The 16,771-nt window shown below is 71.3% G+C and carries 19 protein-coding genes; 11 read left to right on the forward strand and 8 right to left on the reverse strand.

The window, feature by feature from the left end; genetic code table 11:
- The first annotated feature begins 4 nt into the window (after nt 1-4).
- The 5 genes from KY469_12435 to KY469_12455 are packed head-to-tail and all read left to right on the forward strand — an operon-like array spanning nt 5 to nt 4,271.
- Nucleotides 5-1,447 carry an aldehyde dehydrogenase family protein gene (locus tag KY469_12435; protein ID MBW3663900.1) on the forward strand — a complete coding sequence of 481 codons (1,443 nt, stop codon included), beginning with the start codon at nt 5-7 and terminating at the stop codon, nt 1,445-1,447.
- Between the two features lie 10 nt (nt 1,448-1,457).
- Complete coding sequence (locus KY469_12440; GenBank protein MBW3663901.1) at nt 1,458-2,852, forward strand: UbiD family decarboxylase; 1,395 nt, start codon at nt 1,458-1,460, stop codon at nt 2,850-2,852.
- Between the two features lie 3 nt (nt 2,853-2,855).
- A complete protein-coding gene (locus KY469_12445) occupies nt 2,856-3,011 on the forward strand; it encodes a hypothetical protein (GenBank protein ID MBW3663902.1) in 156 nt (51 codons plus the stop codon).
- Nucleotides 3,012-3,021: 10 nt separating this feature from the next.
- Nucleotides 3,022-3,699, forward strand: a complete 678-nt coding sequence (locus tag KY469_12450) for an SRPBCC family protein (protein MBW3663903.1) — start codon at nt 3,022-3,024, stop codon at nt 3,697-3,699.
- Nucleotides 3,696-4,271, forward strand: a complete 576-nt coding sequence (locus tag KY469_12455; protein MBW3663904.1) for a nucleotidyltransferase family protein — start codon at nt 3,696-3,698, stop codon at nt 4,269-4,271. Before KY469_12450 ends, KY469_12455 begins: the two co-directional genes overlap by 4 nt.
- Before the next feature lie 29 nt (nt 4,272-4,300).
- On the opposite strand, the gene KY469_12460 is transcribed toward KY469_12455, so the two are convergent.
- Entirely contained in the window at nt 4,301-5,431 is a 1,131-nt protein-coding gene (locus tag KY469_12460) for an XdhC family protein (GenBank protein ID MBW3663905.1), read from the reverse strand.
- The gene (locus KY469_12465; protein MBW3663906.1) at nt 5,428-6,870 is read right to left on the reverse strand and encodes an MFS transporter; all 1,443 of its coding nucleotides are present in this window, start codon (nt 6,868-6,870) and stop codon (nt 5,428-5,430) included. The genes KY469_12460 and KY469_12465 overlap by 4 nt, the downstream gene beginning before the upstream one ends.
- Here KY469_12465 and KY469_12470 point away from each other — a divergent pair.
- From KY469_12470 to KY469_12485, 4 genes are all read left to right on the forward strand, one after another.
- On the forward strand, nt 6,809-7,717 hold the full coding sequence (locus tag KY469_12470) for a GntR family transcriptional regulator (protein ID MBW3663907.1): 909 nt from the start codon (nt 6,809-6,811) through the stop codon (nt 7,715-7,717). The two genes, KY469_12465 and KY469_12470, sit on opposite strands and share 62 nt — an antisense overlap.
- Nucleotides 7,714-8,898: an MFS transporter gene (locus KY469_12475; GenBank protein MBW3663908.1), complete on the forward strand. Its 1,185-nt coding sequence runs from the start codon at nt 7,714-7,716 to the stop codon at nt 8,896-8,898. Before KY469_12470 ends, KY469_12475 begins: the two co-directional genes overlap by 4 nt.
- A complete protein-coding gene (locus KY469_12480; protein ID MBW3663909.1) occupies nt 8,895-9,839 on the forward strand; it encodes an ornithine cyclodeaminase family protein in 945 nt (314 codons plus the stop codon). Before KY469_12475 ends, KY469_12480 begins: the two co-directional genes overlap by 4 nt.
- An 88-nt stretch (nt 9,840-9,927) precedes the next feature.
- Complete coding sequence (locus KY469_12485) at nt 9,928-11,421, forward strand: gamma-glutamyltransferase family protein (GenBank protein MBW3663910.1); 1,494 nt, start codon at nt 9,928-9,930, stop codon at nt 11,419-11,421.
- A 1-nt stretch (nt 11,422) separates the two neighbouring features.
- On the opposite strand, the gene KY469_12490 is transcribed toward KY469_12485, so the two are convergent.
- The 6 genes from KY469_12490 to KY469_12515 all read right to left on the reverse strand — a co-directional run bounded on the left by KY469_12490 (nt 11,423) and on the right by KY469_12515 (nt 15,501).
- Nucleotides 11,423-11,890, reverse strand: coding sequence for a hypothetical protein (locus KY469_12490; protein ID MBW3663911.1), 468 nt, complete (start codon nt 11,888-11,890; stop codon nt 11,423-11,425).
- 27 nt (nt 11,891-11,917) lie between these two features.
- Nucleotides 11,918-12,220, reverse strand: a complete 303-nt coding sequence (locus tag KY469_12495) for a GYD domain-containing protein (GenBank protein MBW3663912.1) — start codon at nt 12,218-12,220, stop codon at nt 11,918-11,920.
- Between the two features lie 39 nt (nt 12,221-12,259).
- Nucleotides 12,260-13,033, reverse strand: coding sequence for an SDR family oxidoreductase (locus KY469_12500; GenBank protein MBW3663913.1), 774 nt, complete (start codon nt 13,031-13,033; stop codon nt 12,260-12,262).
- Nucleotide 13,034: 1 nt separating this feature from the next.
- On the reverse strand, nt 13,035-14,555 hold the full coding sequence (locus KY469_12505; protein ID MBW3663914.1) for an aldehyde dehydrogenase family protein: 1,521 nt from the start codon (nt 14,553-14,555) through the stop codon (nt 13,035-13,037).
- On the reverse strand, nt 14,503-14,952 hold the full coding sequence (locus tag KY469_12510) for a heme-binding protein (protein ID MBW3663915.1): 450 nt from the start codon (nt 14,950-14,952) through the stop codon (nt 14,503-14,505). The genes KY469_12505 and KY469_12510 overlap by 53 nt, the downstream gene beginning before the upstream one ends.
- Before the next feature lie 153 nt (nt 14,953-15,105).
- Complete coding sequence (locus KY469_12515) at nt 15,106-15,501, reverse strand: RidA family protein (protein ID MBW3663916.1); 396 nt, start codon at nt 15,499-15,501, stop codon at nt 15,106-15,108.
- 82 nt (nt 15,502-15,583) lie between these two features.
- On the opposite strand from KY469_12515, the gene KY469_12520 reads away from it, so the two are divergent.
- Together KY469_12520 and KY469_12525 are read left to right on the forward strand one after the other, a co-directional pair.
- Nucleotides 15,584-16,366 (forward strand): iron-containing redox enzyme family protein, encoded by a 783-nt coding sequence (locus KY469_12520; protein MBW3663917.1) that lies wholly within the window; start codon nt 15,584-15,586, stop codon nt 16,364-16,366.
- Nucleotides 16,363-16,749, forward strand: a complete 387-nt coding sequence (locus tag KY469_12525) for a 2Fe-2S iron-sulfur cluster binding domain-containing protein (protein ID MBW3663918.1) — start codon at nt 16,363-16,365, stop codon at nt 16,747-16,749. Before KY469_12520 ends, KY469_12525 begins: the two co-directional genes overlap by 4 nt.
- Nucleotides 16,750-16,771 lie beyond the last annotated feature (22 nt).

Here is a 16,771-nt window from a genome sequence, read left to right on the forward strand (position 1 = left end):
CGTGATGCGCACGCTCGCGGACACCGACCGCTGGGGTCCCTGGATCGACGGGGCCGACGTCACCGACGGTTCCCGGCACGTCGCCAGCGTCGACGCACCCTACGACGCCCGCCACCTCGCCGACGTCGAGCAGGCCGGGCCCGACGATCTCGAGCGCGCCGTCACCGTGGCCACCGCCGCCTACCAGGAGCACCGGGACACGCCCGCGCACGTCCGTGCCGGGTGGCTGCAGGCGGCGGCCGACGTGGTCTCGGCTGATGCCGATGCCCTCGCCGGCACCATGGTCGACGTGCTCGGCAAGCCCGTCCGGATGTGTCGCGGGGAGGTGGGCCGGGGCGTGGCTCTGCTGCGGCTGTGCGCCGAGGAGCTCGCCCGATTTGGCGGCGAGACGCTCCCGCTCGACGCCGTGCCCGGGGGTGAGGGGCACTGGGGCTTCACCCGCCGGGAGCCGTTCGGCGTCATCGGCGCCATCACGCCGTTCAACGCCCCGGTCAACCTGCTGCTGCAGAAGGTCGCTCCGGCACTGGCGGTCGGCAACGCCGTCGTCGTCAAGCCCGCGCCCGAGGGAGCCATCACCGCACTGCAGCTCGCGGAGCTGCTCGACACGGCGGTGCCTCCGGGCCTGCTCGCGGTGCTCAACGGCGACGCAGCGCTCGCTCAGACCCTCGCCGGGCACCGCGGCATCGCCGCGGTCAGCCTCACGGGGGGCGTGGCGGCGGGTGAGTCGATCGTGGCTGCCGCGGGCCTCAAGCCGGTGATGCTCGAGCTGGGCTCCAACTCGCCCAACATCGTGTGCGCCGACGCCGACCTCGACGACGCCGCGAAGCGGATCGCGGGTGCGGCGTTCGGTGCGTCCGGTCAGCAGTGCATCTCGGCGCAACGGATCATCGTCGAGCGACCCGTGTTCGACGACTTCACCGACCGGTTCGTCGAGGCCGCCCGCGGACTACGCCTCGGCGACCCCGCCGATCCCTCGACCGACATCGGTCCGCTCGTCAGCGACCGTCGGCGCGAGCACGTCCTGCGGTTCCTGGCCGACGCTGAGGAGCGGGGCGCGAAGGTCGTGCTCGACGGTCGCGCGGACGATCTGCTGTTCGGGCCCTCGATCGTGCGCGACGTGCCGGCGGACGCGCTGCTCGTCTGCGAGGAGGTGTTCGGACCGGTCGCGGTCCTCATGCCGGCCAACGACCTTGGCGACGCGATCGCGCAAGCGAACGACTCCGATCTCGGCCTCCAAGCGTCCTGTTTCACCCGCAGCCTCGCCAACGCCTTGCACGCGGCCGAGCGCCTGCAGGCCGGGACGGTGCACATCAACGAACCGTCCCGCTTCCGCCTCGACACCTACCCGTTCGGTGGTTACAAGCGCAGCGGTCTCGGCCGCGAAGGGGTGCGTTACGCGATGGAGGCGTTGAGCCAGCTCAAGTTCGTCAGCTTCCGGGCCGTCTGAAGGGACCACCGTGGCCAAGGGTCTGTCCGACTTCATCCGCCAGCTCGACGCCGAGGGCGGCGGTGATCTCGTCCGCGTGAAACGACAGGTCGACCCCGCCAACTTCGACTGCACCGCGCTGCTCGAGCACCTCGCCAAGCGCGGTCAACACCCGATGGTCGTGTTCGAGGACGCCCTCAACCTCAAGGGCGAGCCCTCGGGCATCCCCGTGGTGATGAACGTGTTCGCCACGCGCGAGCGCTGTGCGGCGGCGCTGGAGTTCCCGCGCCATCAGGCGAAGCTGCCGCTGGCGCTGGAGTTCTCCCGGCGAGAGCGGGAGCGGATCGACGCCGTGGTGATCGCTCGCGATGAGGCCCCGGTCAAGCAGGTCGTGCAGGTCGCCGACGAGGTCGACACCCGCGACCTGCCGATCGTGATGCACTCCGAGGGCGACTACGGGCCGTGCCTGACGATGACGCTGGCGATCAAGGATCCTGAGTCGGGCGCCTACAACGCCGCTTTCATCAAGGCGTTCTACGACTTCGAGGATCACCGCCGCTTGCGTATCACGATCCACTCCACCGACAGCGAGCGTGCTCTCGAGTACTACGAATCGCGCGGCATCGAGATGCCGATCGTCGCCATCCTCGGCCACCACCCCGCCTTCTATCTCGGCACGATGGGCCTCACGCCCTACGACTCCGACGACTGGACCACGATCGGGGGGTTCCTGGCCGAGCCCGTACGGCTGGCCCCGTCGGAGACGTGGGGGGAGGACTTCCTGGTGCCGGCAGATGCCGAGATCCTGATCGAGGGCGTCGTGCCGCCTGGCGAGCGCATGATCGCCGACCCGTTCGGCGACATCACCCGCCAGTACCAGGCGCAGACGCTGCGCCCGATCATGAACGTGACGGCGATCACGCGCCGCCGTGACGCCATGCTGCAGGACGTGTTCGCGGGTCACCGCGACCACATGACCGCGGGGCAGATCCCGAAGGAGGGGACGCTGTACAACACCCTGCGCAAGCGCTTCGGCGACATCATCCACGCGGTCCACATGCCCTACTCCGGCAGCGGACGGCTCGCCTGCTACATCTCGATCGACAAGAAGCGCGAGGGACAGGGCAAGGCGGTCGCGCTCGCCGCGATCCAGGAGTCGTGGACGTTCCAGTACGCGGTCGTCGTCGACTCGAGCATCGACGTGTTCGACGAGGAGGAGGTCCTGTGGGCGGTCATGGTCTACACCGACCCGTCCCGTGATGTGGACCTGATCCAGAACATCCCGACCGTGTTCACCACCGCGATGGGCTACCGCAAGGTGCTCATCGACGCCACGCGGCCGCTCGACCGCGCGATGCCGGACCAGAACCGCATCCCGCAGGAGGCTCTGGACCGGATCGATCCCGCTGTCTACCTGGAGGGCTGAACCGTGCAGCGCATCTTCTGGGCCACCTGTCCGCAGTGCGAGCAGGCGTTCACGGTGGACTACGGCATCCGTTTCGAGGACGTGCAGCTCGAGTGCCCGTTCTGTCGCCACAAGTTCAAGGCCGACGACGCGAAGGCGCTCGACGAGCGCTGGGCGTGATGGAGGATCCATGCTGATCGAGAACTCGTTCCACGTCGCGCTGCCGATCGACGAGGCGTGGGCCGTGCTGTCCGACCTCCCGCGCATCGCCCCGTGCATGCCGGGGGCGGAGCTGACCGAGGTCGACGGCGATGACCACCACGGCATCGTCAAGGTCAAGGTGGGGTCGATCAACACCCAGTACCGCGGGACCGCGACGATCCAGCAGGCGGACGCCGCGGCGCACCGGTTGGTGGTCGAGGCGAGGGGTCACGAGACCCGCGGACAAGGGCGGGCGAACGCGACCATCACCGCGGAGCTGACGCCCGAGGGCGATGGCACGACGGTTGCGGTCGTCACGGAGCTGCAGATCAGCGGGCGTGTGGCCCAGTTCGGGCGGGGCGTGCTGCAGGACGTCTCGTCCAAGCTTGTCGAGCAGTTCGTCGACGAGCTGCAGCAGGAGGTCGCGGGGGCACCGCAGGCCGCTCCGTCCGACACCGCCACGACGGAGGAGCCCGCGGATGCGACGGCCGACTCCACGCCGATCTCGCGGTCACCGGCGCCGATCCCCGCCCGCGCCCCGGCTGAGCCGGTTGACCTGCTGGCGCTCGGCGGCTCGTCGGTCGTACGACGCGCCGCCCCGTTGGTCGCGGGCCTCGCGGCGCTCATCGCGGTGATCGTGCTGCTGCGCCGGCGCGGCAACCAGTGATCGCTGCCATCGTGCTCGCCGCAGGCAGGTCCTCGCGGCTCGGCCGACCGAAGCAGCTGCTACCCCTGGGAACCCGACCTCTGCTCCAGCACGTCATCGACACGGCAGCCACCAGCGTCGTGGACACGACCGTCGTCGTGCTCGGGGCCGCCTACGAGGACGTCACGGCGGCCATCACCCTCCCTGCCGCCACCGCTGTGGTGCTCAACCGCCGCTACGAGCAGGGCCTGTCGACCTCGCTACGTCGTGGGCTGTCCGCCCTGGGGCCCGACGTCGGCGCGGCCGTGATGCTGCTGGGCGATCAGCCCACGGTCTCGGCCGGTGTGGTGGATGCGCTCGTCACCGCGCACCGACGGACCCGGCGCCAGATCGTGCGCGCCACCTACGACGGCGAACCCGGCCATCCGGTCCTGCTCGCGCGGGGCGTGTGGGCGGCTGCCTGCCGGGTGCGCGGCGACCGCGGAGCTCGCGCACTTCTCCATCGCCCCGACGTACTGCACGTGGACGTCGCCGGCCCCGCCCCATCCGACGTGGACACCTGGGAGGACTACCACCGCCTCCTCCTGCGGTGACGGGAGCACCCACTCCCAGGCTCCCGGGATCAGCGCTCGCCTCGAGCTCGGAGGGCTGCGGGGCGGGCGGCGATGCCGTGGATGGGGCCCGCGCGGTCGCGCAGTGAGCCGCCGCATCGACCCCGCTGCCACGCCAGGAGCTCGGTGACGATCGACCACGCGATCTCGACCGGGCCCTCGGCGCCGAGATCGAGTCCCACGGGCCCATGCAGCTTCAGCTCGTCCGCGAGCGACAGGGCGATGCCCTCACGCGCGAGGTCCGCCACCATGCGGTCACGGCGACGCCGCGGGCCGAGCACACCGAGGTAGGACACGTCGGTGCGGAGGAAGCTGCGCAGGTACTCCACGTCACGCAGGTAGTGGTGGCTCATGACGATCACGTGCGTGCGCGGGTCGGGGTGGACCTCCCCGGCCGCGACACCGGGACGGTCCACCGCGACGAGCCCGTCGGCGTACGGGAAGCGGGCCGCGGTGAGCAGGTGGGGCCGGTCGTCGACGACGATGGTGCGCCACCCGAGGGTGCTCGCTGCGGCGACGACCGGTGCGGCGTCGTGCCCCGCCCCGCACACGACCAGGCGGGGCGGGGGCAACACCACGTCGACGAAGATGCGGTGCTGACCCGAGGAGGTCGTTACCCAGGTCGTGCCCGCCACCTCGGCTTCGAGCGCCTGCCGACACGCCTCCACCACGGCGTCGTCGAGCGCCGCCGGGGGCGCGTCGGGGTCGACGACGTGCCACGTCCGCGTCGTCGGCTCGGGTTCGTCGAGCACGCGCACCAGGGCCACGGCCCGACCGTCACCTTCGGCGGCGCCGATCGCGGCGAGGGCAGGGCGGGCGCGATCCGCCGGTTCGACGAGCACCTCGATGGCCCCGTTGCAGCCCAGTCCCCAGCCCCACACGGCCTCGTCGTCGGTCGTGAGGTCGAAGCTCAGCAGCTCGGCGGACCCTCCTGCGGCGACGCGCCCGGCGGCCGCGACGACGTCGGCTTCCAGGCAGCCGCCGCTGATGTTGCCGACCGTTGCCCCCTCCGGCAGGACGACGAGGCGAGCCCCCTCGCGCCGGTAGACCGATCCACGTGTGTGCACGACGGTGGCGACGGCCAGGGCGCGGTCAGCGGCCTCGACGAGTCGGGCGCGTTCGGCGCATGTTCGGGTGGTCATCGCGCCGTTCCTCCGGTTCCGTAGCGTCGCGGTTCTTCGCCAAGGTCGGCGTACCTGGTCAGTGCGACCGCGACCAGCGAGGTCACGACCGCAGCCGCCAGGACGGCGACGAACGCGCGACCGAGCGCGCTGTCGCTGGCGGCCTCGAGGTCACCGGTGCCCGACACCACCTCCACGAGCACCGCGAACAGGGTGGCACCGGCCACACCGGCCAGGAAGCGCAGCGTGTGGAACGCCCCGGTCGAGGCGCCCCGCCCGACCCGACCGACCGCCTCGCTGACGGCGACGGCGGCGGTCGCCTGGACGGCGGCGACCCCCACGCCGACGGCCAGCATCGCCACGATGACGAGGACGAGCAGCCGGGTCGCCGCCCCGAACGCCAGCAGGCCGCTGCCTCCCGCGAGCAGGAACGTGCCCATGACGAGGACAGCGCGACGACCGAACCGATCGGCGGCGTGACCCACGAGCGGCGAGGTCAACGTCCAGCTACCTGGCAACACGAACACGAGCGCCCCCGCGATCCCCAACGAGTATCCGAACAGGTGGACGAACATGAGTGGCGTGATGAGGAGGATGCCGAACAGGACGAGCGCTTGCAGCGCCGCGATCGCGGCTGGGGTCGCGTACGCACGTCGCCGCAGGATGGTCACGTCCAGGAACGGATCGTCGGTGCGACGGAACCGCCGGACCGCCGCGACCAGCGCGGCCACGCCACCTGCCAGCAGTGTCGAGGTGGACAGCGACGTCCAGCCCCAGGCCTCGGCTCGTGACAGCGACACCATCACCCCGACGAGACCGACGCTGACGAGCGCCGCACCGACGGCATCGAAGCGTCCGCGGCTGCGACTGGGCGGCACGTCGGGGAACAGCGCGACGCTCGCGATCAGCGCCAGCACCGTGAGCACGACGTTCAACCAGAACACCGCGCGCCAGGAGGCCGTCTCGGTCAACCACCCCGCGATGAGCGGGCTCACCGCGAACGACGCACCGTTGACCGCCACCCACGTGCCCATGGCCTTGCCGCGGGCACCGGGTTCGAACGCCGCCACGACCGTCACCATGATGGTCGGCAGGACCGGTGCGTTGCACACGCCCTGGCCGACGCGTGCCGCGATGACCCAGCCGTATCCGGGAGCGGCGGCGAGCAGCACCGAGACGACGAGGAACGCGGTCAGGCCCACCAGGGACACCTTGCGGCTGCCGTAGGTGTCGACGAGGCGTCCAGCGACCGGCAGGGCTACCGCCAGGGCGAGCACGTACGAGGTCACGAACCAGGCCCCGACACTGACCGGCACCCCGAACTCGTCCAGCACGTCGGGGAGGGCGACGTTGGCCACGCCGTTGTTGAACGTGCCGAGCACGGTGCCGAGGAGCACGATGGCCAGGCCGAGCCACGCCGAGCCACGGCGGAGGGCGACCGAACCGGGTGCGGCGGTCACCGCAGACAAGGGGCGCCGGGCAGCGCCACACCGCCCTGCCTCAAGGTGCGGCCCTCCCGGCGTCTCCGGCTGTACATCGTATACTGTAGACGACCTAGGGGCGCCGGAGGGCACGGCCGGCGCCCCCGCGTGCGAGCGGATCCGACCGTGCCTCCGCGAGGAGCAACCCGTGGGCGTCGAGGGCATCCGGCCGGTCGGTCGCCGACACCAGCCCCTGCGCGAGACCGTCGCCGACGAGATCCGGGGGGCCATCCTCGCCGGTCGCCTCGCACCGGGCGACCGACTCGTCGAGGATCGTCTCGCGGACGAGCTGGGGGTGTCACGCAACCCCGTGCGCGAGGCGTTGCGCATGCTGCAGTCCGAGGGGTACGTCGAGATCGTGCCCCGACGCGGCGCGTCGGTGGCACAGCTGACGGCTGAGGAGGGTCACGATCTCCTCGAGGTCCGTGGGCCGCTCGAGGCGCTGGCCGCTCGACTCGCCGCGCGGCGCATCACCGCTGACGGGATCGAGGCGCTGCGTGACGTCCACCGGCGCGGCACCGCCGCGGCGGCTCAGGGACAGCTCGACGATCTGCCGCCGCTCAACACCGAGTTCCACGCCGGCATCGTCGCCGCAGCGGGCAACGTCTACCTCGCCGATTTCATCCGCTCCCTGCGCGACAAGATCCAGTGGGTCTACGCCGCAGACGTCAAGGCGCGGGCGGCGGAGTCGTGGAAGGAGCACGGCGAGCTGCTCGAGGCGATCGCCCAGGGGGACGAGGACTACGCCGCCGACCTCGCGTCGGCGCACATCTTCCACGCTCAGAGGGCCTTCACCGGCGTCGATCGCGCCGACGGGGCGGCATGACGAGCGCCGTCCCTCGACGTTCCGAGGTCAGCGACAGCCCCAACCCCCACTGGATCGGGTTCTCGCTCGTCACCCTCGCCTACCTCGCGGTCACGGTGTGCGAGTCGATCCTCGCACCGCTGTTCCCGGTCGTGGCCGACGAGCTCGATCTCGACCTGGCTATCGCCGGGTTCGCCTTCGGACTGCTCACGGGGGCTATCGCTGTGGGCAACTTCGCCGGCGGCTACGTGCTGGCGCGGCTCGGACCACGCACCGGGATCCTCGCCAGCCTGGCACTCGCAGCCGCGGGCTGTGCCCTGGCTGGGACCGCCAACGCCCGAACCACCTTCCTCGCCGCACAGGCGCTCATCGGGCTCGGGGCGGGGATCTTCTTCGCGCCGGGACTGAACGCGGTCGGGCGCCTGGCCGGCGCGCAGCGCCGCGGTCTGGCGATGGGCATCTTCGGCGTCGCGTTCTCGGGCGGGCTCACGATCGCGGCGCTTCTCGCCGCTGCCGGAGACGCGGGTAACTGGCGGGTCGCCTTCTGGGTCGCGACGGCGACGTGCGCGGTCGCGGCCCTCGTGATCGCGGTCACCCCCCTGCCCGCGCGTCTCCATGGGCCACCCGAAGGGCGTCGACGACGGCTCCGCGAGGCGCTCGGCGTCGCGGTCATCGTCGGGGGGGTCGGGGCGGTGCTCCAGTACGGCACGGTCGCGTTCCTGCCCGTCTTCGCGGTCGCCTCGTGGCGCCTCTCCCCCGCCGCCGCCGCGTTGCTCCTGGCCGCCGCCCGGATCGTGTCGGTCCCGGCGAAGCTCGCCGCCGGGGCGGCGGCCGACCGCTGGGGCAGCCACCGCGCGGTGTGGGGACTATCGATCGTGCTCGTGCTGACCGGAGCGTGGTGGACCACGATCGGCGACGCCACCACATCGGGCTGGGCGGCGGTCGTCTTCGCGGCCACCGTGAGCGCGCTGTTCCCGATCGCCAACCTCCTCGCGGTCGAGGGCTTCGGTGAGCGAGGGCCGCTGCTCGGCACCTACCGCTCGGTCCAGATCGGCATCGGGGCGGCCGGCGCCTACCTCATCGGCGTGTTCGCCGATGCTGTCGGACTGGCGCCGACGTTGGCCGTCTCGGTGCTGCTCCCCGTCGGGCTGTTCGCGCTCCGGCGCCCGACGCTCGAGACCACCGAGGTCGTCCCCCCTTGAGGTACCTCGACGACGCCCTCGTGCGTCGACTGGTCCCCCTCGACGCCGCGGTCGAGGCGATCGAGGACGCGTTCCGCGGGCTCGCGGACGGGACCGCAGCGCTCCAGGCCCGTGTGCGGACCAGCGCGAGCGGGACGAAGCTATCGACGATGGGCGCGGTGTGGGACAGCGGGGGCGTCGTCGGCGCCAAGGTGTACACGACGACGCCACGCGGACGGTTCCGCTTCGTCGTCGTGCTGTTCGACAGCGACGACGGCACGCCGATCGCGCTGCTCGACGCCGACGGCCTGACCGCGATCCGCACCGCGGCGACCTCGGTCGTCGCAGCACGCCACCTCGCACGCCCGGAAGCGGCCGTCCTGACGATCTTCGGTGCCGGCATCCAGGCGGACGCCCACCTCGACGCGTTCCACGCATCGCGCCACCTCGAGGACGTCCGCATTGTCAACCACCGACCGGTCGAGAGGTTCGTCGCAGACGCCAGCGAACGCACCGGCCTGCCGGTCCGCCAGGTGACCGACGCCGCCGACGCCTTGCGCGATGCTGGACTGATCGTCACCACGACGCGAGCGACGACACCCCTCTTCGACGGCCGTGACGTCGACGACGGGGCGCACGTCACCGCCGTTGGGGCAACCCGCCCCGGTGTCCGCGAACTCGACGACACGCTGCTCGCGCGGGCCGGCACGGTCGTCGTGGAGTGGCTCCCGCAGGCCCAGCAGGAGGCCGGTGATCTGATCGGCGCGGTCGCGGCAGGCGCCTTCTCGTGGGACCGCGCGGTCGAGCTGGCGGAGGTGGTTTCGGGGCGGGTGACGGGGCGGACCACAGCCACCGCGATCACCGTCTTCGAGTCGGTCGGCGTGGGACTCGAGGACGTCGCCGTCGCGGCGACAGTGCTCCGCGCCGCGGAGGCCGACGGCCTGGGTCGCGAGCTGCCGTGACGGCGACACCGACCGTGGGCGTGCTGCGCACCATCAGCGTGCCGACGGCCATGCCGCCGTAGGGTCAGTGGCGAACTGAGGAGACGGCGTGGGAGGAAGCTTCCAGGGGACGTTGCCGGTGGCGGCGGAGCAGGCCACCGGCCGGGGGGTACGCGGCGTCGTCGCAGCGGCCGCGCCACATGCCGCCGCCCTCGGGGCGGAGGTGCTCAGGGCCGGCGGCAACGCGTTCGACGCCGTGGTGACGGCGGGGCTGGCCGAGACCGTGCTGCTTCCACCCAAGTGTGGGCTCGCCGGGGACCTGATCGCGCTGCGGCTCGAACCGGGACAGGACGCGCCGACGGCGCTACTGGCGATCGGCGGCGCCCCGGCCGGACTCGTGGATGCGGTCGCGCGACAGGGGTGGGGCGCGACGGGCCCATCCGCGGTCGGTGTCCCGGGTGCACCCGCCGGCTACGCCGCCCTCGCGGAGCTCGGTACCCGTAGCCTGGTCGAGCTCGCTGCACCCGCGGCTCGTCTGGCACGGGACGGGTTCGTCTGGGCCCCGATCTGCACCGTCCTCGCCGAGGAGTCGCACGACCTCGTGGCCCGCTGGAACCCCGAGGGGACGCGCTATTTCCCAAGAGGGGCTGCGATAGCGCCGGGGTCGGTCGTGCGACTGCCCGGACTCGCCGCCGTGCTCGACGAGTTCGCCGCCCGCGGCGCGGGTCTGTTCGAAGGGCCGGTCGGTGACGCGGCCGTCGCCAAGGTGCGCCAGCTGGGCGGTGTGGTGACGATGGAAGACCTGAGCCGGTTCGGAGCGGCCGATTGGTGCGAGCCGGCGCGAGGCGAGGTGGCAGGCCACGAGGTGTGGGCGACACCAGCACCGACCCACGGCCCGTCGCTGCTGGCCGCCGTCGCGGCAGCCCAGCCCGGCGACGATCCGGGCGTGGTCTGGCAGCGGGTGCAGACGGCCATCGCCGAGCGGCGGGGAACGCTCGCCGATCCGCGCGAGGGGACCTCGATGGTGAGCGCCGCCGACGCGGACGGCAACGCCGTGGTGGTGATCCACTCCAACTCGTACCCACGCTTCGGCAGCGGCCTCGTCGTTGCCGACTACGACCTGATCCTGGCGAACCGGGCAGGGCGCGGGTTCACGGGTGAGCCGGGTCACCCGAACTTCCCGGCCCCGGGCAGGCGCCCCGCGACGACGCTGCACGCGTGGGCCTGGGGCGGCGACGGCCGTGCCACGCTCCTGGGCGCAACACCGGGGGGAGCCAACCAGATGCCCTGGAACGCCCAGCTCATCCAGCAGCTCGTCGATGACGAACGACCGCTGGGGATGCTCGTGGTCGCCCCGAGGTGGGAGTGGCTGCAGCCGGACTCCGATGGCGAAGACGGCCCCGCCCAGGGTCACGGCATCCGCGTGGAGGCGGGCTTCGCGGCCGCCGACGTGGACAGGTTGCGGGCCGTGGCCGACCACCTCGAGGAGGTGGCTCGGTGGGGGCTGCGTTCGGCGCAACAGGTGCTCGCGCGCCCCGAACCCGGCGCGGCACTGACCGCCGCGGTCGACCCTCGAACCGGCGGGACCGTCGTCCCAGCCTAGGTCAGTCCGCCGCGAGACCCCGGATGTACTCGAGCAACCGGATGTGCTTGTTGGTGTCGAGCTCCATCGTCTCGATCAGCACCGTCCACCAGCGCGTGTCGTCCACGTCCGCGACCTGCTCCTTCAGCTCCGCGAGTTCGCGAGCGTCCTCGCGCTCGATCTGGAGCAGCTCGTCGGTCTTGGCGACCAACCCCGGGTCGTCGAGGATCGCCCGGGCGCTGGGAACCGTCGGGCCGATCGGGTTGCGCGACTCCGACTCCGCGCGCAACCACGCGATCATCTCGCTGAACAGACGATGGTGGCGGACCTCGTCGTCGAGGATCAGGTTGATCAGGTAGCGGACGTGATCGTTCGTGGACTCCTCCGCGAGGTGGCCGTAGCTGCGCAGCACCTCACGTTCGGTGTCCATGTGTTCCTGGAGGTGGCCGGCGAGCTGCCGCGCCCAGGCGTCGATGTCCAGCACGTGCATGCCTCTCGTCAGCGCTGCGGGGCGCGGTCAGTCGAGCGATTCCACCTTGTCGAGTATCTGCTGCATCTCGCCGCGGTCGAGCGCTCGCATCGCAGCCGCCCGCACGTTGCCACGTCGAGACAGCTTCAGCGACACCGCCTGCGCCGTCGCCTGGTCGGGGCACTCCGCCACGAGCAGGATGTCGAAGGGCCCGATCGTCCAGTAGGTCTCGAAGATCTTCACCCCCAGGCGCTCCATGGTGTCGACCGCCTCGTTGGTCCGCACGATCGATCCGCGCGTGTCCTGCAGGCCCTGTTCGGTCCAGGTCAAGGTGAACACGTACGTCTCCATCCCGGCTCTCCTCCTCGGCGTGGGGCACGCCGGTCATCTTCAGTAGGCGCGCACGGATCCACCGTCCACGCGGATCAGCGCCCCGGTCACGTAGCTGGCTCTGGCGCTGGACAGGAACACGACGACGTCCGCGAGCTCCTCGGCTCGACCGAGACGCTGCAGCGGTATGGCCTCGATGTGCCGGCGCCGCACCTCCTCCGGGGGGAGGCCCTCGTGCGCGGCCATCCAGGTCTCGGCGCGATCGAGAGCTGGGGTGTCGAACTGGCCCGGCACGACGACGTTGACGAGCACGCCGTCGTCGGCCAGCTCCTCGGCCAGCGACCGGGCCGCCGCCATCACCCCGGACCGGAAGACGGCGGACAGCGCGAGCTCGGGCGTGGCCTGCACGACCGATCGCGCGGTGAGGAACAGCATCCGGCCTTGGTCCGAACTGGCGAGCAGCGGCGCAGCCTCACGGGCCGCGTGCAGCGCGGGCTGCAGCATCGAGCGGAAGGCCGCGTCCTCCGCGTCCTGGTCTACCCCGAGCAACCCTCCCGGCTGCCCCCCGCCCGTGTTCACGATGAGGATGTCGAGTCCTCCGAGCGCCCCGGCCGCCTGCTGGACCAGTCGCTCCGGAACACCACGCTCACGCAGGTCACCCTCGAGCGCGACCGCGCCATCCAGCTCGTCGGCGACCCGCTGCGCACGTTCCCGTTCGCGACTGACGGTCGCAACCCGCACCCCTTCGGCGGCGAGGCCCTCAGCGACGGCGCGACCCAGACCGGACGAGGATCCGAACACCAGCGCCTTGCGATCGGTCAGGCCGAGGTCCACGTCAAGCCCCCAGGAAGACGGTGCGGGTCTGGGTGTAGAAGTCCATCACGGTGGGCCCGAGCTGCTCCTTGTGCGTGGCAGTTCCTGACCGCTTGATACCGCCGAACGGGGCGTTGAACGACGCTCCGACCGTCGGCCGGTTGACCTTGACCATGCCCGCCTGGATCTCACGCACGAACCGCTGCGCGCTGCGCAGGTCGGTTGTGCAGACCGACGCGGTCAGCCCGTACTCGCTGGCGTTGCCGCGCTCGATGGCCTCGTCGAGCGACCCGACGCGCTCGAACCCGACCACGGGGCCGAACACCTCGTTGCACGCCACGTACATCGAGGGGTCGACGTCGACGAGGATGGTCGCGGGGAAGAACCAGCCATGGTCGAGCCCGTCCCCGGTGGCTCGCTGTCCTCCCGTCACGACGCGTGCTCCTGCATCGACCGACGCCTCCACGGCCTGCACCATCGACTCGAGGGCCCGCTCGTCCACCAGCGGGCCCATCGTGACGCCGTCGTCGAGCCCGCTCCCGAGGACGTGCGCCTCGGCCAGCGCGGTGACGCGCTCGAGCAGCTCGTCATGCACCGCGCCGTCGACGAGTATCCGCCCCGCACCCGTGCAGGCCTGCCCCGTGAGGGAGAAGCTCGAGCGCGCGACCACCTCGGCCGCCGCGTCGAGATCGGCGTCGGCGAGCACGACGACAGGGTTGTTGCCGCCCAGCTCGAGCTGTGCCCTGCGGCCCAGGCCGATCGCCGCGTGGATGCGTGCGCCGGTCGCGGTCGACCCGGTGAAAGTGATGGCGGCTACACGTTCGTCCTCGACGAGGAAGCGCCCCGCGTCGAAGCCATGGACGACGTTGACCACGCCCGGCGGGAACCCGGCCTCGTCGAAAGCCGCCCCGAGGCGCTCACCCATCAAAGGGGTCATGGGCGAGGGCTTGAACACGACCGTGTTGCCAGCAGCCAGCGCGGGACCGATCTTGCGGCTGGCGAGGTTGAGCGGGAAGTTCCACGGGGTGATGACGCCGACCACACCCACCGGGTCACGAACGGTGTACACGGTCGCGTCGGGGTCGTCCGCCGGGAAAGTCGCGCCGGCCAGTCGGTACGCCTCGCCGGCGTACAGGCGCAGGTTGTCGGGCGTGCGCGATGCCTCGTTGCTGGCCGGTCCGAGCGGTTTGCCTTCCTCGCGGACCATGTCACGGGCGTTGTCGGCAGCCTGCTCGTCGAGGATGGCAGCGGCGCGCTCGAGCAGCGCCGCCCGCTCCCCCGGCCCGGTTCCGCGCCACGCTCCGAACGCCTTGCTGGCGGCGTCGACGGCGGCAGTCACGTCGTCGCGCGTCGACTCCGGCGCGCTCGAGACAACCTCGCGATCGTCTGCCGGGTTGCGACGCTCGAACGTGGCATCGCCCGACGCCGGCCGGGTCTGCCCTCCGATGCGGTTGTGCACGACCTCCACGGCTACCTCCCCGGTGCGCGCGTCACTCCCACTTCGAGTAGTCCGCCGTCCGCCCGAGGGTCTCGAAGAGGGCATCGATCGCGGCCTTGCAGCAGGCGATGTCCTGCTCGCCGTTCCCGCCGCTCGCCGAGATGGCCCCGACCACCTCGCCGTCGACCTCGACCGGCCAACCGCCGACGAAGATCGTGAACCGACCCTCGTGCTGGGTCATGATCCCGAACGCCTCCTCGCCCGGGACGGCGTTGGTGTACCGATGCGTCGGCTTGCGGTGCGCCGCCGCCGTGAACGCCTTGTTCATCGCGATCGCGACGCTGCTGACCTTGCCCCCCTCGAGCCGTCGCAGCGCGATCGGGTAGCCCGCGTTGTCGGCGACGCACAGCACCTCGGGCACGCCCAGCTCCTCGGCCTTGGCCTGGGCTGCGTCGAGCATCAGGTTGGCCTCCTCGAGCGTCAGCGTGGTCACCTGCTTCACGGCTTGCCTCCTCGTGGCGGTCGATGTCGGTACGCGGCGCCTCACCGTCGGGTCACCGCGCGGGCGCCGGATGGGGCGCTCGGACGAGAACGTATACTGTATACGACAGCGCGTGACAAGCACCGTGTGGGCCGCGTCGCGGCGTCGGCCCCTCTAGCGGGGCCGGGCGTGCACCACGGCGTCGATCTCGATCGGGGCACCCCGTGGCAGCGCGCGGACCTCGACCATCGTGCGGGCGGGGCGAGGGGGCGAGAAGGCGGCGAACCAGGCCGCGTTGACCGTGTCGCGCCACCCGAGGTCGGTCACGTACACGGTCGTGCGCACGACGTCAGCCAGGCCGAGTCCGGCCTGAGCCAGACGTTCCTCGAGCAGCGCCAGGACGCGCGCCACGGCACGATCGGGTCCGGTGGCCAGCGAGCCGTCCGGCTCGTAGGGCAACACTCCCGATACGTAACCGCATCCGTCGGGCAGCAACCGCACCAACGCGTAGGGGTGTTCGGGGGTCTCCTCACCCGCACCCCGCACGACGGACGGCACGCCACGGTCCACCGCCGCCTCCCGCGATCAAGGGGTTGACCCCCGTTTCGTATACAGTATACTGCGCTTCCTCACCTGCCGCTGGAGGTACGCCATGGCCGAACTGCTGTCGAGGGAAGAGTTCCGCCAGGAGCTGGAGAACGCCATCAAGGGCCGCGAGGCCAAGGACGCATCGTTCAGCGTCGCTTGGGCCGAGGGCAAGCTCGAGCGCCACCACTTCGCCCGCTGGGCCGAGAACCACTACCACTACGTGGGACCGTTCGCGGACTACCTCGCCTACATCTACGCCAACTGCCCGGACGACTGGACCGAGGCCAAGGACTTCCTCCTGCAGAACATGTACGAGGAGGAGATCGCCGACATCCGCCACACCGATCTGCTGATCCGCTTCGCCGAGGCGTGCGGGTCCACCCGCGAGCGCGTCGAGGATCCCGACAACATGAACCCGGTGACGCGGGGACTGCAGGCGTGGTGCTACGCGGTCGCGTTCCGCGAGCACCCCGTGGTCGCGACGGCCGCGTTGGTGGTCGGGCTCGAGTCGCAGGTACCCAGCATCTACAAGAAGCAGATCAAGCCGCTGCGGGACCCCGACGTGTACGGCTTCACCGAGGACGAGATCGAGTTCTTCGACCTGCACATCACCTCGGACGAGATCCACGGTGAGCGCGGCTACCAGATCGTGCTCGACCACGCTGACACGCCGGAACTACAGCAGCGCAGCATCGACATCGTCCGCGTCGGCGCCGACATGCGGTACAGCTACACGCGCGCGCTGTACGACTGGTACGTCCGCCCCGACCTCGGCGACGTGCTCGCCGAGACGACCGACGACGAGGTGCGCCAGGACCCCGCGCTCGCGGGTGCCGGGTCCGCCTGACCGTGCCGACGATCCACTACAGGACCACCGATCGGAAGGTCGACTTCCCCGAGGGCGAGGACGTCAACCTCCTGCGCGTCGCGATCCGCAACGACGTGGGGATCCCGTACAAGTGCGCGAGCGGCAACTGCGGCACCGATCGCGTCCTCATCGAGTCCGGCGCCGAGCACTGCAGTCGCATCCGCGCCAAGGAGCACGAGCGGCTCGGCCCCGACATCGAGGAGGGCTACCGCCTGGCGTGCCAGACCTACGTCGAGGGCGATGTGGTCGTGACGTGGGATCCGGAGCGTACGCCCAGCGTCGCCAAGGAGCACGAGGAGCGCTGGCGACGACACCAGGAGAAGCTGAAGGACAAGTGGCTGTCGGAGCCTGACACGGCCTGACGGGCCGAGCGAGTGGCGAACA

The organism is Actinomycetota bacterium (assembly GCA_019347575.1).
Lineage (GTDB): Bacteria > Actinomycetota > Nitriliruptoria > Nitriliruptorales > Nitriliruptoraceae > JAHWKY01.

What these genes read in the sequence shown, in the direction of transcription:
- KY469_12505 (MBW3663914.1), bottom strand. Translation starts at nt 14,555, where the DNA reads ATGCCCTCTTCGAGACCCTCGGGCGGACGGCGGACTACTCGAAGTGGG.
- KY469_12435 (MBW3663900.1), top strand. Translation starts at nt 5, where the DNA reads ATGCGCACGCTCGCGGACACCGACCGCTGGGGTCCCTGGATCGACGGG.
- KY469_12490 (MBW3663911.1), bottom strand. Translation starts at nt 11,890, where the DNA reads ATGCACGTGCTGGACATCGACGCCTGGGCGCGGCAGCTCGCCGGCCAC.
- KY469_12470 (MBW3663907.1), top strand. Translation starts at nt 6,809, where the DNA reads ATGGCCAGGCCGAGCCACGCCGAGCCACGGCGGAGGGCGACCGAACCG.
- KY469_12450 (MBW3663903.1), top strand. Translation starts at nt 3,022, where the DNA reads ATGCTGATCGAGAACTCGTTCCACGTCGCGCTGCCGATCGACGAGGCG.
- KY469_12520 (MBW3663917.1), top strand. Translation starts at nt 15,584, where the DNA reads ATGGCCGAACTGCTGTCGAGGGAAGAGTTCCGCCAGGAGCTGGAGAAC.
- KY469_12495 (MBW3663912.1), bottom strand. Translation starts at nt 12,220, where the DNA reads ATGGAGACGTACGTGTTCACCTTGACCTGGACCGAACAGGGCCTGCAG.
- KY469_12460 (MBW3663905.1), bottom strand. Translation starts at nt 5,431, where the DNA reads ATGACCACCCGAACATGCGCCGAACGCGCCCGACTCGTCGAGGCCGCT.
- KY469_12475 (MBW3663908.1), top strand. Translation starts at nt 7,714, where the DNA reads ATGACGAGCGCCGTCCCTCGACGTTCCGAGGTCAGCGACAGCCCCAAC.